Here is a 24178-nt window from a genome sequence, read left to right on the forward strand (position 1 = left end):
TATATATGGTTAGTTAAAAACGTTACTTAGCGCATTACTCATTTTAGCCCATCCGGTTTCATTGCCTCTTAATTTTGTGCGTTCTTGCTCCACATGTATAAATCGCCCTGAAGTATTTGTTGCAGAAACAGAACAAGCATCAGATGAATTATTAATAAATCGTCCTTGGGTGTTTGTAAATCCAATTAAACGAGTCCAATCAGTATCTAAATGTGCAATTTTGAAGGTTAAAGAGTTGTCTTCTGTTAATAGCGCATCTCTTATTAAGGTAGCATAATCCGTTGAAGGTGTTTCTCTAGTACCATTACTTAAAATAACATAGGGATCGGTAGATTGTTTTCCGAAACCATGAAGCTGAATAAATACTGAATTAGAAATTGTATTAAATACTACTTCTGTTGTTTTTTGAAAAGCAGCTTGCGCATTATGGGCAAGATCTGAAACACGATAAGGTTGAGAACCCGAGTTGCACGTGCTTGTAGTACCAGAACAAGAGGATGTATTAGAATTATTACAACGATGCGTGCCACTTATAAAAACAGCTTTGGCTAAATTGTTTTTGAAACAATATATAGCTTGTTTACCCGTATTAATATCGTTTTTAATATGTGGCGCCATTAGCACAAGTGTTTCTCTTTCTGGTGTTTTGCTAAAAACGTATGTCCCCCAATAATTAGTTTTAGTGTCTTTCTCTTCAAGAACATAAAATATCTGATTGGGAGATAATGACGTATCTGTAAATTCTGTTATTTGATAATTAACCTCAGAAGATTTTTGCACTGCCTCATTTATATTATCTGATAAAAGAGTACTTACAGCATCTTCCCAAGTGTTTAAATCATTTGTAGAAGGAACTCTATAGTTATTTCCTGAATCACCAGGCACATTATCAATAAAACTACCAAGATAGTTTTCTATATCACCCGAGGCAAATTGTAACTCAGCAGTTACATCAAGAGTTGTAATGTTTACTTCATTACTAAACCCTGAGGTATTACCAGCAGCATCTTTTGCTTGAACTTTAAAAGCATATGATGTATTTGGTTGCAGCCCAGAAACGTTTCTTGAAGTAGAAGTATTTGAAACTAAATTAGTGCCATTTTGAAAAATAAGATAGGTTTGTATACCAACATTATCTGTTGATGCTCCCCATGATAAATTGACCGAAGTTTCTGAAATATCTAAGACTGAAAGATTAACAGGTGTAGATGGAGGTTCTGTATCTTGAGTAGAATCAGGCGTATCATCCCCAGAAGAACAATTGACTAAAAAAAATAAGGAGAGACTCAATAAAATGATAAGATTTGACTTCATGTTTCTTATATTTTACTTTTCTCAGAAAGCTGTTTAGTTTTAGAATTTGTATTATTAAAATTCTGCATCAACTGATACACATGTGGAATTTGTTTTTGAAAACGTGTTAGTATATCATACGAGATATTCTGACGGCTAAAAGGCACTATTTTTACATATTCTTGAATCTCTCCTGCATTTCTTCCATATTTATAATTATAAGGAAAACGGCCTTTTTCATCTATTCTATTATTCTCATTATCCTTATTGGCCACGCTTATGTAGAATTCACTATCTTTTATATTTCCACTTGGGTTAAATAAAGATTTTTCCTTTAAATGTTCATGTAATTCTTTAGCCGTATCTACAGCAGGGTCTATCAACTTAACATTTTCAACCATAAGATCTCTGTAAAGGTATTTTCCGTCATTACCTCTATAATTATATAATTCTTTTAAGATTAAATCAATTTCTTCAGTCATATAGGGATAATGCGTACAACCTAAGATCAACGATTTTAATTTGTTCTTTGTGCCGGACTTACGGATTTGTTCCATTAAAGTCACTAAATGGTAGCGTACATAGTTTTGCGCATCATTAATTTGAAGTATTGAACAGTCATCTGCTTTTTCTGAATCACAAAGCATTTTGCTATTATCAAAATCAAAATTATAAATATCAAATAAGGTTTTGTCTATTTTAACATCGCCTTCTAGGTCTGGTCCTTTATAAGTTTTTCTAGGTTTTTTCAAATTCTTATCAAAATAATCAGGGTCTTCATCAACCGCTTCTGCAATACCAATTCCGCCCTGTGAAAACACTTCTATATTACCTTTATAGCCTAACTCCTTTTTCATTTTTAAGATGGTGTTGTGATAACCTTTGGAAGCCACTGTTCCGGCCGTTGCCAGTACTCCAATAATAGCATTTTCATCTTTTTCAATGGATTGCAAAGTTCCTCTTACTCCAGCATCAATAACACCTATCACTTTAATATTAGCATTGGCTTTTTGTAAGAATTCTTCTATATATTCTTTACCGTATGCTGTGGCGGTATTACAAGCAATAACTAATGCTTTTACAGGTTGTTTGTCTGTATTTACAGTAGCATCATTCTTATCAGAATAATATTTGTTACTCAATAAAAATTGAGCATCTTTTATGATGTGTTCATTTAAAAGATCAACCTTATTTTCTTTCGAATAATTACCATATGGCATGTTGGCTTGATCTCCTAAATAAATAAATGATTCTTTGTCAAAATCTATTGTACCATCTCGTCCGCTTTCATAAGTTGAGTTATTGTTTTCGTCATAATTTACAATGGCCTTTAATACCGTTAACCCACCAGTACCTGAATCAAAAACACCTATTGGCAGACTATTGTCACCAGAGGGATAATTTATAAAATCAATATGATAAAAACTGTCTTCATCATTAATAATGGTTTCAATAATGTCACCTTGATGTGCTTCTACTTCAGCAACTTTATCCTTTTTAGTATTTTGTTTACACCCAATGAATAATAGAATCGCTAGAGTTGTGATACTTAAATTAAATCGTTTCATAATTTATTTTTTTGTTATAACCTTACCATTCAATTGTTCTGTAAAATTTCCATTTTCTACAGAAAGTTTTCCGTTAATAATGCTATACTCTAGACCTTCAGCTAATTGAAAGGCATCTTTATAGTCCGCCTTGTCTTTAAAGGTTTTAGGATTGAATATGATAATATCTGCATAGTAACCTTCTTTTAACTTTCCTCTTTTTGGAATTCTAAATATTTCTGCTGTTTTAGAGGTACTATTATTAATAAAGGAGGCGAGATCGATTATTTTATCTTGCTTTACATACTTGTGATACTTTCTTGGAAATGATCCATACTTACGAGGATGCCCGGTATTGCCATCTGAACCAGTTACCACCCAATCTTGTTTCATAAAATTGTAAATATCGTCTGGATTCATATTAAATGAGGCAACCCGAACATAGCTTGTTTTTAAAACTTCAAATACAGCTTCTTCAGGTGAAGTTTCAAGTAGTTCAGCAACTTCTAATAAATTCTTGTTTACAAAAGTTGAATCTGATGCTTTTACCAATAATAATTTATCAGGCCCACCACGACGCGAAATGTTTTTCTTGGTTTCTTCAAGAATTTGCTGTTTTAGTTTGGGGTTATTATAACGAATGAATAGCGAATCCTTTCCTCCGCTTTCTGCCCATCTGGGTACAACTGCTGATTTTAAACCGGTTGCAGAGGCGTCATAAGGATATTGATTTGCTGTAACCTCTATACCCTCTTTCTGAACTTTTTCTACTAGCTTGATTATTGAGTCACTTTGTTGCCAGACATCAACTCCTAAACATTTTATATGTGAAATATGAATGGGTAATTTTGCCTGTCGTCCTATTTCAATCGCTTCTTGTATAGCAGGAATTAATCCTACAGTATATGAGCTTTCATCCCTAAGGTGCGTATCATAAATACCATTATTCTTAGAAACGGTTTTTGCCAACGAAATGACTTCTTCAGTATTAGAATAACTTCCTGGTGCGTAAAATAACCCTGTTGAGATTCCAAAGGCTCCGGCATCCATTTCTTGTTGCACCAACTTTTGCATTTCAGCAATGTCCTCTTCATTAGCCTTTTTATCACTTTTACCCATGACTTGTTCCCTGATAGTTCCATGACCGACTAATGGAATGGCATTGGTGCCAATACCATGCGTTTCATATAATTTGATGTATTTAGAAGTTGGATAAAAACTATCTCCATCATTTCCTGTTACAACTGTAGTTATTCCTTGAAAAAGAAAAGGTTTATTATGTGATTTAGTTGCATTTTTTAATTCTCTATCAGCATGCGTGTGCGGATCAATAAATCCAGGAGAAACAATCAAACCTGAAGCATCAATAGTTTTATTAGCTGATATTTCTATTTCTTTCGCATTTCCAATGAATACAATTTTGTCATCTTTAATGGCGATGGAAGCGCTACTGGCAATTGTGTCTATGCCATTATAGATGGTCCCATTTTTAATGAGAATGTTTGCTTCTATTTTCTTCTTTGAACAAGAAGCTAATATCAATGAGATAACTACTAGATTTAGTATGCTTTTTAAACTCATTTTTTTGAATCTATTGTTAGCATTGTTTTCATTAATTCTTGAGCGTAGGTTTTAGCTCTTGCTCTAATTACATCTCGATCTATTTCATCACCATCCTCATAAGTAACTGCCTCACATTCAATCTGATTAAAAAAATAATTGTAACAATAAGGTAATTCTTGACTACGCCTTCTTGCTTCTACTTTAAATTGAGAGTTACTTTCTATATTTTGAATCCATTTGGGTATGATTCCTTTTGTTTTAATCTCATTAACAGAATCTAGTACCAACATATAAGGTCCGGAATGTGATGTGTGAAAATCTACAGCAAACTCCATTTTATCACCTTCTTTTATTCTATTTTCTATATAAGCTTTTACCATTTGTGTTTCTGGCTGTGTAAAATCAACCCAATCCCTATTAAGATCAACCCCATTTGCATTATGGCGCCAATTGCCCATATCTGCTCCGTCAGGATTTAATAGCGGAAAAGTGATAATATTATAATGAGATCTGAATGAAACAGATGTTTCTGAATCACTCAATAATTCTTCATAAAAAGATTTAAAACCTATTGTGCCCCCAGGAATTTCTGGTGGGTGTTGCCTAGCGATTAATACAATAACTTTTTTAAGGCTATCATTAGATGTTACAACATAATTATTGTTTTTAGACGCTGTTTTTCCAGCTATACCTTTCTTTAAAAAAGGATGAATTTTTAGAACATCGTCTAACCATTTATAGGTTTTTTCACTTGGTTCCAGTTCTTGGGCCGCTGTATAAAGCTTGCTGGGTGATACAAATAGTTTTAAAGTAGCTGTTCCAGACGTGGTATCAATCTTAATATTTGAATCTGTAATTTTTCTCCATGATTTTTTATCTGAGCTTAATTTTGGTATGTAACGATGTTTGTATTTACCATAGTTAAGTACAACTTCAATTTCTTTTTCAGTTTCGGCACTAATTCCAAAAGCAAACCAAGGACTTTTATTCACGGGTTCAAACGCAGGATTGATATACGCTACATATTTGTCATTTCCTTTAAAAACAACGCTATCTAATCTTGCACCGGGAAAAGATGAATCAAAAAGAACTTCATCTTTTGATTTTTTTTCTGAACATGATGCAAAAACTAATAAAGTAAGTAATATGAAATTATATATTTTCAAGTATAATTATCTAATTTATATATCCTGGTACTGAAATGTCTGCCATAGTATGCAAACCCGGATGTGCTTTTAATACACTTTTAATACTGTTAATAGCAATGGCACAGGTGGCTATGTCACCATTTACACCACCATCAATTTCTGAGGAGAAAGAGGGAGTGCCCTTTATATAAATGCGATCAAAAGATTTAGGTTCACCAATGGCAGCTTTAAAACGCATTTTGATTTTACAATCTCCGTTTACATAACCGTAAGCTATTTGTTCAACACCTCTTGCGTCACCTTTTTCAACTTTAATAGCTTCGGTTTGAATTAATTTTTCTGATACTACGGGTCCAAGTTCTTCTGTTACTTTGTCTAGTTTAAAACCAACACTATTTGCAAGCAAATGGACTGATTCTGGTAACCCAACATGCCGTAATGTGCCCTCTTCTTCTTTTGCTTTAAAGGCTTCTATAGATAACCCAGCACCAATTTTTCTTTGAAATGGTATTCTTCTAGGTGTAGCATCTTGTATTCGCTCTACAGTAATTAATTCTACATCTTTACATATAGAAGTCATTACAGAAGGTAGATAATCCATTAAAAAACCCGGGTTCACACCTGTACCTAGACAAGCGATATTGTTTTCCTTACAAATTTTATCCAGCTTTTTACTAGCCATTGGTTGTGTTTCCCAAGGATAAGAAAGCTCTTCACATGTAGAAATTACGGGAATACCGCATTTGGCAACCTCTTCAACTTGCGGGATTAGTTTTTCTAAACTAGAAACGGTAGTGATAATAGCAATATCAGGTGGATTGGTTAAATCTCCTATAGCTTCATCTATGGTACTTGCTATTTTTATTGAATCAGATAAATCGTTATCAAAATCTTTTAACGCTTTTTGATGAAAGTTCGGAGCTATATCTACTACTGCCACAGTTTTGACGGATTTCTTTTTTGAAATATACTTGGCGATTTGAACACCAAGGGGCCCAAAGCCAATTTGTAAAATGTTAATCATTGCTTTAATTTTTAATTTTCTCTTTCCAACTTACACCATCTCTTCTTGGGTCAGCTGCTGCATTCCATTTACCATTTTTAAATTCAATAGCATGTACTCCGCCAAAGTATGCGTTCAATCCTGATTTAGTTAAATCATAATTAGGGAAAGCCAGTTTAAATCCATTACTTCTTATCTTCTGAATAGTTTGGGTGCTTAATTTTTCATCTTCCAGATACACACTGCCTCTGATTGCATGTACTCTTGGGAGCTTTATTATTTCTTGAATTCCCATATCACTATCAATCCATAATTGAATTAATTGGGCTATGGTTGAGACAATTCTCTTACTTCCAGGAGTTCCTATAATCAATACATTTTTTCCATCTTTCCTAATCAAACTAGGGCTCATAGAAGAAGGGATCAAGGTCTTTGATTCAAGTTTTTTTCCTAATCCAAATCCCATTAATGATTTGAGATAGCTATTGAAAAAGAATCCTAGACTTTTTGTGGAGGTCAATGAGCCAAAATATGCTCCTATACTTGAAGTAACACTCAATGCCATTCCATCATTATCAACCACAGAAAAGTGGGTAGTTTCTCCCTCTTTACTTTTAGAATCTGTAGCTTCTTGTTGAGGGTCAGCTACTGATTTTAAGAGTTTATGAGTATACTCTTTAGAGAGTCTTTTCTTAATTTCTTTATCATAATTTTTATAATCGGTAATAGCATTTTCAAGTCGGTCATTATGACAAAGATTAAGAGCATTAGCTATAGCTACAGTTCTCTCGTGATCATACGCATCTATCTTTTCTGTTTTAACTTCTTCTAACAAATTCAATGTTTGAAGTACTTGCCAACCACCGCCAGGAGGAACAAATGAATACACATCGTAGTCCCTAAAAGTAATATGTAATGGTTTGTGTTCCTTAGGCTCTGGAAAATTTGCAAGGTCATCATAGGTTATCCAACCTCCATTGGTTTTAAAATCAGCAGCAATTTCCTTTGCTATTTCACCTTTATAAAAATCCTCAGCTCCATGCTTTGCTAACCTTTTTAAGGTGTTTGCTAATGTTGGCTGTTTCACAAGATCTCCTATGGCTGGAATTTGCCCTTCAATTAATAACTCACGATTATGATACGGGGTTTTCTTGAATCGTTCTTGCCATCTTTTAAACACATGATGTCTGTGTATACCGACTATAAATCCGTTTTCAGCATAATTAATAGCTGGCTGTAATAATTCAGCCCAAGTTAATTTGCCACTTCCGTATTTTTTCCACACATAATGCATCACTTTAACTTGTGATGGAATTGATACCTGCTTATAATATGTTAGGGAATCCTTTTTTATATCTGTTTCAAGCACCGAAGGTGTTAGAGAAATACCTCCTATAGCCACGGGTTCCTTGTCCGGAGCAGAAAGCAATAACATCGTTCTGCCTCCAATACCTGACATAGCTGGTTCTGTAACTCCTAATGTAAAAGTTATAGCTACAGCCGCATCAGCTGCATTACCTCCCTTTTCAAAAATCATAGCACCCGCTTCCGTTGCTTCAGGTGTTGCAGAAGCTATAAGATTTGCATTTGATTTCTGGGCGTTTAATATGCCAATGAAAAACAAATTCAATAGTACTGCAATGTTAACAATTGCTTTCATATGAAGGACTGAAAGAAGAGGCTGCTTAAAAAGCAATTAAACAACCTCTTTGCTTAAACAAAATTTAGTGGTCAATAGAATATTAATTTTCATAAGCTGTAAAGCTTAGTCAAATTAAATATCACTTTAGCTACTCCGTAAAAGTGATGTCAAATTCAACAGCATCATTTAAAGCAGTAGGCTTTAAACGTACAGTTGTATCACCTCCTTGATTCACATTATTGTCATCAAAGTCAGGAGATAAACCTGAAAACACACCCGTTGGAGTGGTAATGGTAGCAACTAACGTAATTTCAGAATCAACGGTTAAATCTGCACTGGTGATACCAATAGCACTAAGCACATCAGCAACTGGTAGTGATAAATCTGCAGGAAATGAAGTGATCTCTAGCACATTATGTGTAGCAGATCCTTCATAAATGGCAGATAGCGAATAATTTGTGATATTATTATTCGGATCTATAATCCGGGCTGAAATCACAGCTGTATTTACCTCTGATAAACTAAAGCTTAAATTTGGAAGCTCCTCAAACTGTGCATACCCTCCTCTAAAAGTGATATCTTCCAGCAGATTATCATCGTTTGAACATCCTACAATTGTCAGAAATACGATTAAAATTTTTATAATTCTTTTCATTGTTGTGATTTTAAAATTTAATTAATAAACCCATCAGGGTTTGTATCCCAAAATACCTTCACAGTATTTAACTTCTGAGTCAACGAGGTATTTGAAACTACTGCCTCATTAGGATAAGGGAAACTTCTTGGAAACTCTGGATTGTCTTCACCAATAGGTGTTTGAATATTTGATGGGAATCCTGTCCTTCTATAAGCATTATAGGATTCTATGGAGTTTCCAAAAGATGCTAAATAATACTCGGTAATAATAATATCTAATCGTTCTTCATCTGAAGTTGCGGCATTGTAATTAGCAATGACTTCATTTACATAATCATCTACATCTGTAGATGTAGGTTCAAATGAAGAAGAAACACCGCCAAAATTTAAAACTAAATCCATTGAGCTTCTTATAGCTTCTTCTAGTAGAGCAGCAGGATCTCCATTCGTACCTAATGTTAAAGCCGATTCAGCTAATAAGAACTTTACATATGAAGATGTAAGTACTGGAAATATTCCTGACCCGATTAAATTATTGGTTGTTGGTAAACTGGAAGATGAAGCTGAGATAAAGTCATCTTCATCAAACTTCCCCCCGCCAGGATAAATGCCATATGTTGTTCGTAAAAAGTCATCACCCCTACCTGTTCTACCTTCACCATGGTCCAGACCCCAATATTGATCGCCTACATAACAAAAATCTACTGTAGGGTCATCCTGACAAAGTAAGTATACTGGGGGGTCTTGAAACGGATCTTCGTCTGATTGACGGTACAGGTAATAGCGTATTCTGGGATCCTGAAGTGACTTAGAGTCTTTGAGCATAAACATAAAATAGTTTCCTATATATTGAGAAAAACCACTAATATATCCTCTGGTGTAATATGGGGATCTGCTTTCAGGTTCATTTACCGCAGCATATGAAAAAACGAAATCTTCATCATTAGAATCAATTAAGTCTTGCCCTAATAAATTATTTATTTCTGTGGTAACATCACCTATATTGAGAGATGAGCTTGCTAAACGAGATTGAACTAATAATCTAAGTTTAAATGAATTGGCAAAAGCAATCCATTTATCTTTATCGCCGCCATAAAATAGATCATTCACAACGAAGGTTGAAGCATTAATATCGGTAATGGCTTGATCTATGTCAGCAAGAACAGTATTGTATAGAGTTGTACCACTATCAACATTGGGTGCTATAAATTCTTCAGGGTTAGCTGCTTCAGTATAAGGGATATCCCCAATATAATCTACAAAAGTGACTGTTAAATAACCCATTAACAATTTATTGACCGCATTTTGAAATAATAATGTTTCATCATTAACCGCTAAAGACTCTATAGTATTAGATAATCTAAGAGCTCTATAATATCGTTCCCATTCAAGAGTTAGAACATCTACATCTACAACATTATTATAACTGCTAGTTAATGCTTCATAACGCATCACATCATCCGTATTTAAAGATAAATCTGACATGATATTCTCAAATAAAAACTGCATTTCATTTAATAAGAATTCAGGATCAGAGCTTTCAGGTGATAAAAGATTCGGATTTTCTTGCAAATCAAAATCATTTACTTCACATGCTACAAAAAGCATGGAAGTGATGATTCCTAAACCTAAGTATTTAAATATTTTTTTCATTCTTCTTACTTTTATTTTTGTTTAAAATGTAGCCGAGATTCCTAAGGCAAACCTTTTGGTGGATGGAACATTATTTCTACCTAAACCACCATCATTTTCTGGATCATAGTTCACATGCTTAGGGAAATTTGGTGCTACATACCACAAATTCCTACCAGTCAACGTAAAGTCAATTTGATTAAATGGTAATTTTTGACCTTCCTTTCTCTTAAACGAATACCCTAGAGATACCTCTCTGATTCTGAAAACAGAAGCATCAAATACTGCCAGGTCATCTGCCCTATAATAATTAGAGAATACAGTTCTTAATCCATTAAATTGTATGGTATTAGGAATGGTATTACCATTTGGGTCTAGTAATGGCAATCCTGTACTAGGGTCACCTAAAACTCCTGGAATAACAAAAGAGCCTTCTCTGTTTTCTGTATCTCTGGTTACACCACGCTCTACCATATCTATAACTGATTGCGATCGAATATCACCACCATGTGTATATTCGATTTGTGTTGAAAGTGTAAAATTTTTATAACTTAAGCTATTGATATTTGTTAAGCTCCAATCTGGATTGGGATCTCCTATAACTGCATCGGGTAACCTAGGATCATCACTTGTTAGCACTTCAAAAGCTTGTGCTGCACTGGTGTTAACTCCATCCAACAACAAATTACCCTGATCATCTCTTAAGGCATAGTTGCCCATAATGACACCAAAAGGTTGTCCTGGTACCGCAAACCTATCAGCTACAATATTAAATATTGCTCCATCAACGGTTTCTATTACCTCAGATTCAGTTGCGGTAAAAATATTTCGTAAGTTCCAGTTGAAGTTTTCATTCTTAACTAAATCAATTCCTAAATCAATCTCTATTCCTTGATTGTCTACCCTACCTAAATTCACAAACCTAGTTTCAAAACTTGTACTTGGTGCTAATGGTGCTTGTAAAATCTGATCTTCTGAAACACGCTTGTATAATGAAGTTTCCAGAGTAACTCTGTTTTTAAATAACTTGGCTTCAACCCCAATTTCAAATTCACGGTGTAGCTCTGGTTTCAGGTCTGGATTGGCAAAAACCCTACCGAATCTATTTGTAATAGGTAAGGTTCCGTCTGCTGTTGCAAACCTATTCGCATCAACAATTAAGGTGTTTCTAGTTCTAAATGGTTCTGGAAAACCAGAAGATGTGGCATAAGCCGCTCTAAACTTTAAATAATTTATATAATCACTTCTAAAACCCTCAAATGCTGATGTTGGAACAAAGGATAGTGAAGCACCTGGATAGAACAATGATTGATTATCACTCTCGACTGTGCTTCCCCAGTCATTTCTTCCGGAAAGTGTTGCGTATAAATAATTTTTGTAAGCAAATTGAAATTGACCAAAAACACCCGCTATATTTATATCTTCCTCATAAAAACTACTTTGTGAAGTACTATAATTGCTAGGTCTTAAAAACCCATATACAATTTGGTTTTGTGAGTCAGAAGAAATACGTTTTAACTTTGTTAATTTAGAATTCACACCAACTTGAGCTTCTAAATTTAAATCTTCAGTTAAATCTTTATTATAACCCAATATTAGCGTTTGATCTATCGTAACTTCCTTTTGATAATCCAGATTCAGATAACCTGTCCTAAAGACATCATTATTGTTTCCCCCCCTATTGGAGTAATCAAAAGTATCCAGCTGTTCACTATCAACACCAACTCTGTAGGCAAGATTAAAATTATCGTTAAACTGATAGGTGCCATTAAGTGTACCAAAAATACGAACGATGTCATCACTTACTCCTGAATTATTCAAAACCCAAAGAGGATTTGTATCATTTCTATAATAAACAGACTCTCCCGTTGCCGGATTTTGAAATGGAAGCTCAGTAATGTCTATATTCCTTGGTAAATAAAATATACGTCTAAAAATTTCTCCCGATTGAATACGATCAACCTTACGTGTTGAGTAATTTAAAGTAGCAGCTAAATTTAACTTATCTGTTACCTGGGCATTACCACCAATTCCAACATTAAAACGTTTTAAATCGTTATTTCCAATAATTCCTTCTTCAGCAGTATATCCTGCAGACAGATTAAAGGCTACTTTCTCCTTTGATGACGAAACAGAAAGTGAATAAATAGTTCCTATTCCAGTATCAAAAAGGTTCTCTACATTGTCTGGCTTCGCTACATAGGGAACAGTTGCATCTTCAAATTCAGGAAAAATGTCACTTAAGCCGGCATAGGGATGCACTACTTCATCTATAGAGTTGAAAGAAGGCCCCCAAACAGATAAGAATGTTGGAATAAAACGGCCTTCTTGTCCCTGCCCATATGAATTTTGATAATCTGGTAGTTGTGAAACAGAATTGGCATAAACAGTTGTTGAAAAAGAAGCCGTTACCCTACTTTCACCCAAAGCAGCATTACCGCTTTTAGTTTGAATTAAAATTACACCATTTCTACCTTCACTACCATACAATACAGCGGCATTAAAGCCTCTCAAAACATTTAGACTTTGAATATCGTTTGGATCTATATCAGACAATTGACCATTGAAAGGAACATTGTTAACCACAATCAATGGAGAATTATCTTGGTTGATAGATATATTACCACGAATACTAATATTTGCATCTGAACCTGTTTGACCATTTGCTGTACTAATATTTACCCCAGCAATTTTACCTTGTAATGTTTTAGCTAAATCTGCTTCTGGTCGTTTTTCTACTTCATCTGCATCTAATTTAGTAATTCCATAACCTAGGGCTTTTTTAGATTTTTTAATACCCTGAGCAGTAACTACAACTTCTTCTAAAGATTGAGAGTCCTCTTCTAGAATTACATTTATAGCTGTTTGGTCAGCCACAACAACTTCTTTAGTGGCATAGCCGACAAAGCTGAAAACCAAGGTAGCATTATCATCAGGTACTGTAATTGAGTAATTACCATCAAAGTCTGTGGTTGTTCCTGTGGTTGTTCCTTTTACAAAGACATTAGCACCTGGTAAAGGACCTGAAGCATCGCTCACAGTACCAGTAATTTCTTTTTGTGCATTCGTATAGCTAATTGAAAGCAGTATGGCACAAAAACATAAAAATAGTTTCCTAATCATAATTGATTGCGTTTAGTTAAAAATTATTTGTTTAGTAAAATATTCATCATTTGTTCGGCGGTAACTTTGCCTATTAATTTGATTCTATCTCTTGGGGTTGCATCGCCAATTTCGTAGGTTATTCCTACCGCATTATGCCCGTATAAAAACCATCCTTTTGAAACAGGCTTTGTGCTATTACCTGCGGCTTCATTTACTTTGTAATTAGGAATATTGGCTTCTAATGCCTGAAACCAATCATCAATGAAGTTTGGCAAGGCAGTGCCCTCTCGTATCTTATTTGTATAGAATACATCCTCATATGTTGAATGAAAGTCAATACCTAAAAGTAATTGGGCATTATTCTTTTTCATTTGCTTTGTAATATATGCAACCTTTTGTTTAACCTCTGGTTGATGGTATTGTGACCAATCTCTATTTGTATCGACCCCTCCAGCATTATGACGCCAATGCCCCAAATCAACACCGTCAGGATTCATGATGGGAAATGCTAAAACACGGTAATTATTTAAAAATCTATTTGAAAGTTCAGAGCCATTTAAGATAGTTTGCAAGAATTCTTTGAATGCAAAAAAACCAGTGACTTCTGGCGGATGTTGTCGAGTCAATAATATAATTATAGGTTTATTCTCTTTCTCCCCCTTGTAGATATCTAGAACAGGCAAGTCTCTTCCTAGTTTAGATTGGCCAAAATTTTTAAAATGCACGTAATCCTTTCCTTCAATTAAATTGGCAAACCAATTTCTTACATCTGCGGTGGTTTGCAATTCTTGAGCAGAAATAGTTAAAGGCTGCTTATCTAGTTGTACCTTGATAGTTACTATAGTGTCTTGTTTGAATATGCTAGTAGAATCTATGACCTTCCATTCACCATTCTTTTTTAGCTTCGGAATGTATCGATGTTTATGCCCTTTTGGATATTGAAAAGTAAAATAAAAGTCTTTTGGGGTTTTTGACCATGCTTTGAAAGCGTAGTAGGCACTATGATTAACTGGCTCGTTTTCTGGATTGATAATCACAACAGCCGTACTGTCATTTTGTTTTTTTAATCCATTCAAGCGAGCTCCATCAAACTCATTACTAGCATATACATCTAAATCATTTAACGTATATGTCTGCTTCGTTTGTAATCTAATAGGCTTTGTTGTGGTATCAACAGGGGTTTTAAAATCAACTTCTTTAACACTAGAACAAGCAGCTAAAAGAATAAAACACATACAAACTAGTATGTTAAAAAGAGATTTCATTTTGAGTTAGTTAGGCTTTCGAATAATAAAACTATTAATGTATTGTGGTATATTGCGCATACCAATTTTTAACTTAACGACATACCAATTTTGCATTTTAACATCAAAAGCATACTAAAAAAGAATGGTTTTGGCAATAAAGAAGACTATGAAAATATCTATATAAACCTTTATACTGCTATAAAAAATGCCGTGATGAATAAGTCATTAGAAGAAGGAATGAAGTTGCCACCTTCAAGGGTATTGGCTAAGGATTTAAAGATTTCGCGTAGCACGGTTTTAAAGGCTTATGACCTATTGGTTTTAGAAAAGTATATACGTTCTATAAAAGGCTCAGGATATTATGTGTTATCATCTAGAGATAAGAAGATCTACTATAAAGTACAAGCCAAGAATCGAAAAGGAAAATATCCACCTATATCTAAAAGAGGGAGAGCATTTGCCAAAAATATTCACATCATTAATAAAACATCAAATAGTGGAGTGGCCTTTAGACCTGGACTTCCTCCCTTAGATATTTTTCCGGTGCACATATGGAAGAAATTGATTGATGAATATTGGAAGTCTATTAAACCTTCAGAACTTTCATATTCTAATGCTATTGGACTACAATGTATTAGAGAAAACATAGCCAATTATCTAAAACTATATAGAAATATTAATTGTAGCCCAGATCAAATAATAATTACTTCTGGATCTTTGCATTCATTGTATTTAATTTCTAATGCTTTGTTAAACAAAAAGGATGAAGTCGTTATTGAAAACCCAACATATCCACATGCCTATGGTTTGTTTGATAGTTTAAAAGCTACCATATGTTCAGTTGATGTTGATCATGAAGGTATTAATGTAAAAAGTATAAAATGTAAAAAGCCAAAACTGATTTACACTACTCCTTCAAATCAATATCCTACAGGTATTAAAATGAGCATGAAGCGTAGGTCGGAATTGCTGAAATGGGCTTCAGCAAAAAACACTGTTATAGTTGAAGACGATTATGATCATGAATTTAGTAATTGGGAAAATCCTTTTGCTTCTCTATATAGTTTAGATCAACAGCAAAGGGTAGTTTATTTAGGTACATTTAATAAGTTATTACATCCCTCAATCAGGTTGGGTTACATGATTGTTCCTTATTACTTCCTTGACACAGTTATAGCTCTCTATGAACAATCAAGTAGATTTGTTTCAAGGTCCTTACAAAAGACAATGAGTACATTTATTGAAAGAGATTATCTAAATAAGCACCTGAGAAACGTAATAGAAGCGTCCCTTGAGAGAAAAGAAGTATTTGAAAGACTTTTTATAGAAAATTTAAGTCATCAATTTTTACTAGACACATCAAATACAGGCCTACATGTTATAGCCAATGTGATAGGTGATTTTAGAGATATTGACCTTGCTAATCACTTAAATCAGAAAGGTGTTATTACGCACCCGTTAAGCAAATATTTTTTAAACAATAAGAGCAGAAAAAATGGTCTTGTGATGGGATATAGTTCTGTAAATACAAAATCTATTAGAGACTATTTATTTAAAATGAAAGGAAGCTTAGAAAAGTATGTTAAAGACTTAGCATAAAAAACCTCAACTTAAAAGTTGAGGTTTGTACCAAAGGTGGGACTCGAACCCACACGCTATTGCTAGCATTGGATTTTGAATCCAACGTGTCTACCAATTCCACCACTTTGGCAAATGGGATGCAAATCTAAAAAATATTTTTCTTCTACCGTAGAAAATATATGGTTACTGTGGTAAATAATTTTACTTTTGTGATGATTTGAAAATCTACTTTAATATCTACCAAAACACCACAACACAATCATGAAACAAAAAGTGCCTAAGCCCAAACTTTTTGCTTGCTCACAATCAATTGAATTAGCCCAAAAAATTGCCACTTCTTATGGTAGTAAACTAGGGAAATCAAGGAAGAATGTCTTTAGTGACGGCGAATTTCAAGTATCATTTGAAGAATCTATTAGAGGACGTAGAATTTTTATCATTGGTTCTACTATACCACCAATGGATAATTTAATGGAAATGCTCTTAATGATAGATGCTGCAAAAAGAGCGTCGGCTCGTCATATTACTGCAGTTATTCCTTATTTTGGATGGGCTCGTCAAGATAGAAAAGATAAGCCTAGGGTGCCAATAGCAGCAAAAATGGTAGCAAATTTACTACAGGCAGCGGGAGCGACGCGAATTATTACAATGGATTTACATGCCGATCAGATTCAGGGATTTTTTGAAAAACCCGTAGATCATTTATATGCATCCACGATCTTTTTACCTGAAATTCAGAAAATGAACCTAGACAATTTGACAATAGCTTCACCAGATATGGGTGGTTCGAAACGAGCTTATGCTTATTCGAAATTTTTAGAAAGTGATGTTGTTATTTGTTATAAGCAGCGTAAGAAGGCTAATGTGATTGCACATATGGAGTTAATAGGAAATGTAGAGGGGAAGAATGTAATACTTGTTGATGATATGATTGACACTGCAGGTACGCTCACCAAAGCGGCAGATTTAATGATTGAAAAAGGGGCCAAAAGTGTACGTGCTATATGTACGCATGCAGTGCTTTCAGGAGAGGCCTATGACAGAATTGAGAACTCAAAGTTGGAGCAATTAATTATTACAGATACAATTCCATTGGAAAAAGAATTATCTAAAATAAAAGTTGTATCTTGCGCGCCCTTATTCGCAGACGTGATGCATAAAGTGCAGAGCAACAAGTCAATAAGTGATCAATTTTTAATGTAAATAAATTTTAAGTAATGCAATCAATTACGATCAATGGATCTCAAAGAGAAAGCGTAGGAAAGTCATCGACAAAAGCCTTACGTAATGCTGGAAAGGTTCCTTGCGTGTTATACGGAGGAGACAAACCACTACACTTTTCAGCTGATGAATTATCATTCAAAAATTTAGTGTATACTCCAAATGTTTACACAGCGTCAATTGAATTAGACGGGCAAAAATATGCTGCTATTATGCAGGATATCCAGTTCCATCCTGTGTCAGATAGAATATTACATGTTGACTTCTATCAATTATTTGATGATAAAGAAGTTACTATGAATATTCCGGTTAAATTAGAAGGAAATGCTCCTGGTGTTATAGCCGGTGGTGTGTTGCGTTTTCCAAACAGAAGTTTGAAAGTACGTGCTTTACCTGCTAATTTACCTGATTTTATTACTACTGATATATCAAAACTAAAAATTGGAGATAAAATATATGTTTCTGATGTATCTAGTGAAGATTTTGCAATTCTGCATCCTGAAAACATGGTTGTATGTCAAGTAAGAATGGCTAGAGCCGCCTTGACAACTGCTGTAGATGAAGATGAAGATGAAGAAGGAACTGAAGAAGGAGCTGAAGGAGCTGCGGCACCAGAAGCTGAAGCTGCTCAGGAATAATATTCATTTCAAGATAAACATAAGAAGAGCTTCGCTTAACGCGAAGCTTTTTTCATTTTAAGATTATCTTTGCCGCTATGCAAAGAATCATTTCTTTTTTTAAATCCCTTTTCGGGAAGAAAATTACAGAAGCAGATCTTATGAAAAAATATCTAATAGTAGGTTTAGGTAATATAGGTTCAACATATGATGAAACACGCCATAATATTGGGTTTAAAATACTTGATAAATTAGCTAAAGCTGAAGATGTAACTTTTGAAACGCAAAAGCTAGGTGCCATTACCAGATTTAAGTTTAAAGGAAGAACATTTATTCTTTTAAAGCCATCCACATTTATGAATTTAAGTGGTAAAGCAGTAAAGTACTGGGTGGATAAAGAAAAAATTCTATTGGAGAATTTACTGATAGTTACTGACGATTTGAATATCTCTTTTGGAACATTAAGATTAAAGGCTAAAGGGAGTGATGGAGGTCACAACGGTTTGAAGAGTATTAATGAAGTGTTGAATACGCAACAATATGCCAGATTTAGATTTGGTATTAGTAATGAGTATTCTAAAGGAAGGCAAGTAGACTATGTTCTTGGAAAGTGGGATGAAGAAGAACGAAAAAAATTACCTGAACGACTTGATAAAGCAATTCAGGTAATTAAGTCTTTTGGAACAGCAGGTATCAAAATTACCATGAACGAGTTCAACGGTAAATAATTACTATTCTACAGTAACTGATTTTGCCAGGTTTCTTGGCTGATCAACATTACAATTGCGCATAACGGCAATATGATAAGATAATAATTGTAATGGAATTGTAGTTAACAAAGGTGTTAATGCTTCTTCAGTTTCAGGTATTTCAATTACGTGATCAGCAATTTCCTTTACTTGTACATCCCCTTCAGGAACAACAGCAATAATTTTTCCACTGCGAGACTTAATTTCTTGAATATTGCTTACTACTTTTTCATAGTGCCCTTTTCTAGTAGCAATTACAATTACTGGCATTCTATCATCTATTAAAGCAATGGGTCCATGCTTCATTTCAGCTGCCGGGTAACCCTCAGCATGTATATATGATATTTCTTTTAGTTTTAAGGCTCCTTCAAGCGCTACTGGAAAATTAAAACCTCTACCCAAGTACAAACAGTTTGTTGACAGCAAATACTCTTTTGCTATTGCTTTTACGTGATCATCAATTTTCAGTAATTGCTCAATTTTGTTCGGAATTAATTCTAATTCTTGTAAGTGCATACGATAATCAGAGCTGGACATTGTACCTTTAGCTCTAGATAGGCGTAATGCCATTAGAGTCAATACAGTAATTTGAGTAGTAAATGCTTTGGTAGAAGCTACTCCAATTTCTGGTCCCGCATGTGTATAAGCACCTGCATCTGTTTCACGTGCTATGGAAGACCCCACTACATTACACACTCCAAATACAAAAGCACCTTTGGACTTTGCCAATTTAATAGCCGCTAATGTATCTGCAGTTTCACCTGATTGAGATATGGCAATCACAACATCTTTTTCTGAAATAACGGGGTTTCTATATCTAAATTCTGAAGCATATTCTACTTCAACAGGAATTCTTGCAAAATCTTCAAAAATATACTCCGCCACCAAACCTGCATGCCATGAAGTACCACAAGCTACAATGATAATACGTTCGGCATTCAGGAACTTCTTCATATTATCTTCAACTCCTGCCATCTTAATAATAGCTTGATTTGATAACAAACGACCTCTATACGTATCTGTAATGGCTCTTGGTTGTTCATGAATTTCTTTTAGCATGAAATGCTCATAACCTCCTTTTTCAATCTGCTCCAAATTCATTTGAAGCTCTTGAACATCAGGTGTAACTAAAGAATCATCCTTTATTTTTCTGATTTTCACCTCTTTTCCAACACGAATGATCGCCATTTCTTCATCTTCCAGATAAATAGCATCTTTCGTATATTCGATAAAAGGAGAAGCATCAGAAGCAACAAAAAATTCTTTTTTATCTTTTCCAATACCAATTGCAATTGGGCTTCCTAAACGTGCAACTACAATTTCATTAGGTTTTGTTTTGTCAAAAACAGCAATAGCATAAGCGCCTATAACTTGTTGTAAAGCTATTTGAACCGCTTTACCAAGCTTTACATCATTTTGCTTTTTTACTTCTTCAATTAAATTTATAAGTACTTCTGTATCTGTATCGCTTTTAAAAGTATAACCTCGTTTGAGCAACTCTTTTTTAATAGTATCATAGTTTTCTATAATACCATTATGAACAATTACCAAGTCGCCAGATTGTGAAGTATGAGGGTGTGAATTAACATCATTAGGTACACCATGAGTTGCCCATCGTGTATGACCAATGCCTATAGTACCATCTGTAGAGATTTCTTTTTCAACGCGTTCAAGTAAATTACTTACTTTTCCTTTTGTTTTTGATAGTTTAATGTTTTCTCCATCAAATAAAACAACACCGGCACTGTCATAACCTCTGTACTCTAAGCGTTTAAGCCCATTAATAATAATAGGATAAGCGTCTCTATAGCCTATATAACCTGTAATTCCACACATAGCAATTTTATTTAATTTTCAGTATAATAGATAGTTAACTTAAATCGCTCAGGATCTAATTCACTACTACTAGGCAAAGTTAAATTATTTCCTTTTAAAATGACACCTTTGTTTATCCAGCTAAAGTTTCTTACGATGGTATCGTTAACATTTTGTGGAGCATCAGTTGAGTGATAAGTTTTAATTGCAAATTTAGTGGCCAAAAGGCTATCATTAAAGTCAGAGCCGAGCACTCGAGAAATATAATCAGTAATACTGAATCTATAGCGAAGAGGTGTATTATCATCGTTACGTTCAAGAAAACCTCCTATTCCAGTTACCGTTGCCTCTGATATTACATCTATAATTATAGAATTGTCTTCGGAATTATATAAATACAATCTATCAGGGACATCTTGTGTTGATTCGTCCACATATAAATCCAAAATAGCACCGTTAATTAACCAATTATTAGCTCTTAATTCTTCTAAGTCAATACCTTTAAATAATTCAAATTCTGCCACTGATCCAGCTGATCCTTGTACAAACAGTTTTTCTGATCCTTCTATTTTATTAGGTGATGTAATAAAACTCTCAATTGTCGCACCATTATAATTTCTATTATAAATACTGGTTCTAATGCCCGAGAAAGGGAGAGAAAGAGTTTCTTTAGTTAAAACAGGCACATCTGTATCATCCGTATCACCATCATCATTTAAATCTGTACCATTTTCATCAGTAGGGTTAGTATAAGTATAGTAAATATTGAATGTCGCATTTGACATTGCAAGTGTCATTAATGAACCATTATCGCCTTCAGGTGTAATTATTAAACCTCTAAAATAATCAATGAAAGCTTCATTGTTTGAGAAATTGGAAGGGCTGGCTTCGTCTCTAAAAATTTTCTTTATTTCAGCCTTATTTAAGGGTAATTTTATTGATGGACTTTTGTCATCTTTAAGAATCGTGTCTATACTTTCAGCCCCCTCAAATAAAGTTCTATTAACATAAAGTACAGTGTCATTTGCACTAGGAGAGAATTCATCAGAATATAATTCTTCTAGTATGTCATAACCCTCATTAGAATAATAAACCTTGTTTTTTGTTGGATCATTAGGGTCAAGCGTATTTAAAAAAGTAGAAAGCCTATTTATCTTTAATGTAAATTCTGGAGGGTTTTCTGACCCACTAAAAATAGAATCAAGGGAGAAACTTGGTTTTCCATCAGATAAATTATCTTCTCTAGTAGAAAAATAAGGTACATCAATAATTATTGTATCAATAACTACATCCTGTCTTGTTCTAATACTATCTATGCCAGAAGCAAAACCTAGTTGAGATATAAAGGAAGATCTTAGAATACCAAAATTAGGGTCATTTAAAATACCTAAATTATACAATGGCATATTATCTACTCTTGATGAATCTACATTCCTTGTGTAAGAGATAACTTCGAAAACAGTGTCTTTTGTATTGAATAAATTATTATCAACAATATTTACACCTATGTTTTCAAAATCTTTTTCGCAGGCTACAATACTTAGTAATACCAAACTAAATACACATGCAGCCTTTATGCTGCTTAAAATCTTATTTGTCATGAACAAGTAACTATTATAAAACTTTTGTTAAATAAAAATTTGAATAGGCTTCAGTAAAATTGTCGGAAGGTTGGTAGTCTAAAACCGGCGTGCTTGTAGTGTTAATATGATCTTCTATTTCTTTAGAAAGGTTTTCACTACCTCTTATTACTGCATCAGAATTTTCAATAGCAATTTTTATAAGGTTATTGTGATTTGCTTTGTTTAATGATTGTAATTTATCTTCAGAAATAGAGTCGAACTTAATTTTTTCAACAATTTCTTCTCCTAAAGATCCTTTAAAAGCATTATTATAAAGAGAGGTAACAATTTTACTTTCAGAAAATAAAGGATCATTTTTATAGTATTCCCTTAAATATAACGGTAAAAGCGAAGCCATCCAACCATGCACATGAATAATATCCGGTGCCCAGTTTAATTTCTTTACCGTTTCTACGACTCCTTTAGCAAAGAAAATAGCTCTTTCATCATTGTCGGAAAATAAATTTCCGTCTTCATCAGTATACAGTGCTTTTCTTTTAAAATACTCATCATTATCAATAAAATATACCTGCATTCTTTCTTTAGGAATGGATGCTACTTTAATAATTAAAGGCATATCCATATCATTGATAATCAGGTTCATACCTGAAAGTCGAATTACCTCATGCAATTGATGCCTACGTTCATTGATCACTCCAAAACGAGGCATAAAAATACGAATCTGCGCCCCCTTGTTATGCATCTCTCTTGATACTTCAAAAGCCATATTAGCTGTTTCATTTTCAGGTAAATACGGTACCACTTCTGAGGATACAAACAATATTCTCTTATCTTTCATAAATCTGGCTAAAATTAGGAATATGCAAAATTACAAAAATTTGACTAGAATTGAACTTAAAGTATTAAGTTTACGCGCTTTTAACGTGTAATTAACATCTTTTCATGCAGGTTTTTACGTCATCTAATTCAATTAATAATTATTTAGCGGTTCTAAGAAGCAAAAAGTCTATTGGTTTTGTGCCTACTATGGGTGCTTTACATGAGGGACACCTATCTTTAATTAAGATGGCGCAGCAACATAATGACCTAATTGTTGTCAGTATTTTTGTGAATCCAACGCAGTTTGATAATCAAGAAGATTTAGTGAAATATCCTCGAACTTTAAATGAAGATGTAGAGCTATTAAAAACTATTAATTGTGATTATGTTTTTGCCCCGTCAGCAGAAGAGATCTATCAAGATACTATTAAGTCACAAAAATTTAATTTTGATGGGCTTGAGTATGAAATGGAAGGTAAACACAGAAAAGGGCATTTTGATGGTGTTGGAACTATTGTAAAGCGTTTATTTGAAATCGTGCAGCCACAAAATGCTTATTTTGGAGAGAAAGATTTTCAACAATTACAGATTATTAAAAAACTTGTTGAGAAATATCAACTTCCGGTAGAAGTAATAGGTTGCCCTATTCATCGCGAAAAAGATGGTTTAGCTATGAGTTCTAGAAATACACGCCTTACTAAAAAGCATAGAAAAGCAGCTCCTTTTATCTACAAAATGCTTCAAGAATCTAAGAAAAAATTTAAAGTTATGTCAGTTTCAAAGCTTGAAAACTGGGTAAAGGAACAGTACGAAAATAATCCTGACTTAGAACTAGAATATTTTGAGATAGCCAATGCCAAAACATTAAAACCTGCTCAAAGAAAGTTAAAAAGGAATAAATACCGCGCTTTTGTTGCTGCTTATGCAGGAGATATTCGTTTGATAGACAACATCGCTTTAAATTAACTATTTTTGCT

18 protein-coding genes and 1 tRNA gene are annotated in these 24178 nt (G+C 33.9%); 5 read left to right on the forward strand and 14 right to left on the reverse strand.

Going from position 1 to position 24178, the window contains the following annotated elements; all coding sequences use genetic code 11:
• Positions 1–9: 9 nt before the first annotated feature.
• From AC1EU5_RS02050 to AC1EU5_RS02095, 10 genes are all read right to left on the reverse strand, one after another.
• Positions 10–1314: a fibronectin type III domain-containing protein gene (locus AC1EU5_RS02050; RefSeq protein WP_480190684.1), complete on the reverse strand. Its 1305-nt coding sequence runs from the start codon at positions 1312–1314 to the stop codon at positions 10–12.
• A gap of 5 nt (positions 1315–1319) precedes the next feature.
• Positions 1320–2861, reverse strand: a complete 1542-nt coding sequence (locus AC1EU5_RS02055; protein WP_480190685.1) for a glutamate racemase — start codon at positions 2859–2861, stop codon at positions 1320–1322.
• A 3-nt stretch (positions 2862–2864) separates the two neighbouring features.
• Positions 2865–4421, reverse strand: a complete 1557-nt coding sequence (locus AC1EU5_RS02060) for an N-acyl-D-amino-acid deacylase family protein (RefSeq protein WP_480190686.1) — start codon at positions 4419–4421, stop codon at positions 2865–2867.
• On the reverse strand, positions 4418–5569 hold the full coding sequence (locus tag AC1EU5_RS02065; RefSeq protein ID WP_480190687.1) for a M14 family metallopeptidase: 1152 nt from the start codon (positions 5567–5569) through the stop codon (positions 4418–4420). Before AC1EU5_RS02065 ends, AC1EU5_RS02060 begins: the two co-directional genes overlap by 4 nt.
• 10 nt (positions 5570–5579) lie before the next feature.
• Positions 5580–6575, reverse strand: coding sequence for an NAD(P)H-dependent amine dehydrogenase family protein (locus tag AC1EU5_RS02070; protein ID WP_480190688.1), 996 nt, complete (start codon positions 6573–6575; stop codon positions 5580–5582).
• 4 nt (positions 6576–6579) lie between these two features.
• Positions 6580–8214 carry a gamma-glutamyltransferase family protein gene (locus tag AC1EU5_RS02075; protein ID WP_480190689.1) on the reverse strand — a complete coding sequence of 545 codons (1635 nt, stop codon included), beginning with the start codon at positions 8212–8214 and terminating at the stop codon, positions 6580–6582.
• Positions 8215–8344: 130 nt separating this feature from the next.
• Positions 8345–8851, reverse strand: coding sequence for a hypothetical protein (locus AC1EU5_RS02080; protein ID WP_480190690.1), 507 nt, complete (start codon positions 8849–8851; stop codon positions 8345–8347).
• A 17-nt stretch (positions 8852–8868) separates the two neighbouring features.
• Positions 8869–10485 carry a SusD/RagB family nutrient-binding outer membrane lipoprotein gene (locus tag AC1EU5_RS02085; protein WP_480190691.1) on the reverse strand — a complete coding sequence of 539 codons (1617 nt, stop codon included), beginning with the start codon at positions 10483–10485 and terminating at the stop codon, positions 8869–8871.
• A gap of 21 nt (positions 10486–10506) precedes the next feature.
• Positions 10507–13587 carry a SusC/RagA family TonB-linked outer membrane protein gene (locus AC1EU5_RS02090; protein ID WP_480190692.1) on the reverse strand — a complete coding sequence of 1027 codons (3081 nt, stop codon included), beginning with the start codon at positions 13585–13587 and terminating at the stop codon, positions 10507–10509.
• Between the two features lie 23 nt (positions 13588–13610).
• On the reverse strand, positions 13611–14834 hold the full coding sequence (locus AC1EU5_RS02095; protein WP_480190693.1) for a M14 family metallopeptidase: 1224 nt from the start codon (positions 14832–14834) through the stop codon (positions 13611–13613).
• A 90-nt stretch (positions 14835–14924) separates the two neighbouring features.
• Between AC1EU5_RS02095 and pdxR the strand changes: the two genes are divergently transcribed.
• Positions 14925–16415: a MocR-like pyridoxine biosynthesis transcription factor PdxR gene (gene pdxR, locus AC1EU5_RS02100; RefSeq protein WP_480190694.1), complete on the forward strand. Its 1491-nt coding sequence runs from the start codon at positions 14925–14927 to the stop codon at positions 16413–16415.
• Between the two features lie 28 nt (positions 16416–16443).
• Here the strand turns inward: pdxR and AC1EU5_RS02105 are convergent.
• A tRNA-Leu gene (locus AC1EU5_RS02105) sits at positions 16444–16527 on the reverse strand.
• 131 nt (positions 16528–16658) lie between these two features.
• On the opposite strand from AC1EU5_RS02105, the gene AC1EU5_RS02110 reads away from it, so the two are divergent.
• From AC1EU5_RS02110 to pth, 3 genes are all read left to right on the forward strand, one after another.
• Positions 16659–17600, forward strand: a complete 942-nt coding sequence (locus AC1EU5_RS02110) for a ribose-phosphate pyrophosphokinase (protein WP_480190695.1) — start codon at positions 16659–16661, stop codon at positions 17598–17600.
• Positions 17601–17614: 14 nt separating this feature from the next.
• Positions 17615–18256 (forward strand): 50S ribosomal protein L25/general stress protein Ctc, encoded by a 642-nt coding sequence (locus AC1EU5_RS02115; protein WP_480190696.1) that lies wholly within the window; start codon positions 17615–17617, stop codon positions 18254–18256.
• A 140-nt stretch (positions 18257–18396) separates the two neighbouring features.
• The gene (pth, locus tag AC1EU5_RS02120; protein WP_480190697.1) at positions 18397–18963 is read left to right on the forward strand and encodes an aminoacyl-tRNA hydrolase; all 567 of its coding nucleotides are present in this window, start codon (positions 18397–18399) and stop codon (positions 18961–18963) included.
• Between the two features lie 3 nt (positions 18964–18966).
• Here pth and glmS read toward each other — a convergent pair whose 3' ends face one another.
• From glmS to AC1EU5_RS02135, 3 genes are read right to left on the reverse strand one after another with little or no spacing between them, the layout of a single operon-like run.
• Positions 18967–20820 (reverse strand): glutamine--fructose-6-phosphate transaminase (isomerizing), encoded by a 1854-nt coding sequence (gene glmS / locus AC1EU5_RS02125; protein WP_480190698.1) that lies wholly within the window; start codon positions 20818–20820, stop codon positions 18967–18969.
• A gap of 11 nt (positions 20821–20831) precedes the next feature.
• The gene (locus AC1EU5_RS02130; protein WP_480190699.1) at positions 20832–22400 is read right to left on the reverse strand and encodes a DUF4270 domain-containing protein; all 1569 of its coding nucleotides are present in this window, start codon (positions 22398–22400) and stop codon (positions 20832–20834) included.
• A 13-nt stretch (positions 22401–22413) separates the two neighbouring features.
• Entirely contained in the window at positions 22414–23220 is an 807-nt protein-coding gene (locus tag AC1EU5_RS02135; protein WP_480190700.1) for a glycogen/starch synthase, read from the reverse strand.
• 104 nt (positions 23221–23324) lie between these two features.
• On the opposite strand from AC1EU5_RS02135, the gene panC reads away from it, so the two are divergent.
• On the forward strand, positions 23325–24167 hold the full coding sequence (gene panC / locus AC1EU5_RS02140; RefSeq protein ID WP_480190701.1) for a pantoate--beta-alanine ligase: 843 nt from the start codon (positions 23325–23327) through the stop codon (positions 24165–24167).
• Positions 24168–24178: the final 11 nt, after the last annotated feature.

The sequence above is a fragment of the Maritimimonas sp. 2405UD52-3 genome (genome assembly GCF_056591715.1).

What these genes read in the sequence shown, in the direction of transcription:
- AC1EU5_RS02050 (WP_480190684.1), bottom strand. Translation starts at nt 1,314, where the DNA reads ATGAAGTCAAATCTTATCATTTTATTGAGTCTCTCCTTATTTTTTTTA.
- AC1EU5_RS02055 (WP_480190685.1), bottom strand. Translation starts at nt 2,861, where the DNA reads ATGAAACGATTTAATTTAAGTATCACAACTCTAGCGATTCTATTATTC.
- AC1EU5_RS02060 (WP_480190686.1), bottom strand. Translation starts at nt 4,421, where the DNA reads ATGAGTTTAAAAAGCATACTAAATCTAGTAGTTATCTCATTGATATTA.
- AC1EU5_RS02070 (WP_480190688.1), bottom strand. Translation starts at nt 6,575, where the DNA reads ATGATTAACATTTTACAAATTGGCTTTGGGCCCCTTGGTGTTCAAATC.
- AC1EU5_RS02075 (WP_480190689.1), bottom strand. Translation starts at nt 8,214, where the DNA reads ATGAAAGCAATTGTTAACATTGCAGTACTATTGAATTTGTTTTTCATT.
- AC1EU5_RS02080 (WP_480190690.1), bottom strand. Translation starts at nt 8,851, where the DNA reads ATGAAAAGAATTATAAAAATTTTAATCGTATTTCTGACAATTGTAGGA.
- AC1EU5_RS02085 (WP_480190691.1), bottom strand. Translation starts at nt 10,485, where the DNA reads ATGAAAAAAATATTTAAATACTTAGGTTTAGGAATCATCACTTCCATG.
- AC1EU5_RS02090 (WP_480190692.1), bottom strand. Translation starts at nt 13,587, where the DNA reads ATGATTAGGAAACTATTTTTATGTTTTTGTGCCATACTGCTTTCAATT.
- AC1EU5_RS02095 (WP_480190693.1), bottom strand. Translation starts at nt 14,834, where the DNA reads ATGAAATCTCTTTTTAACATACTAGTTTGTATGTGTTTTATTCTTTTA.
- AC1EU5_RS02110 (WP_480190695.1), top strand. Translation starts at nt 16,659, where the DNA reads ATGAAACAAAAAGTGCCTAAGCCCAAACTTTTTGCTTGCTCACAATCA.
- AC1EU5_RS02115 (WP_480190696.1), top strand. Translation starts at nt 17,615, where the DNA reads ATGCAATCAATTACGATCAATGGATCTCAAAGAGAAAGCGTAGGAAAG.
- pth (WP_480190697.1), top strand. Translation starts at nt 18,397, where the DNA reads ATGAAAAAATATCTAATAGTAGGTTTAGGTAATATAGGTTCAACATAT.
- glmS (WP_480190698.1), bottom strand. Translation starts at nt 20,820, where the DNA reads ATGTGTGGAATTACAGGTTATATAGGCTATAGAGACGCTTATCCTATT.
- AC1EU5_RS02130 (WP_480190699.1), bottom strand. Translation starts at nt 22,400, where the DNA reads ATGACAAATAAGATTTTAAGCAGCATAAAGGCTGCATGTGTATTTAGT.
- AC1EU5_RS02135 (WP_480190700.1), bottom strand. Translation starts at nt 23,220, where the DNA reads ATGAAAGATAAGAGAATATTGTTTGTATCCTCAGAAGTGGTACCGTAT.
- panC (WP_480190701.1), top strand. Translation starts at nt 23,325, where the DNA reads ATGCAGGTTTTTACGTCATCTAATTCAATTAATAATTATTTAGCGGTT.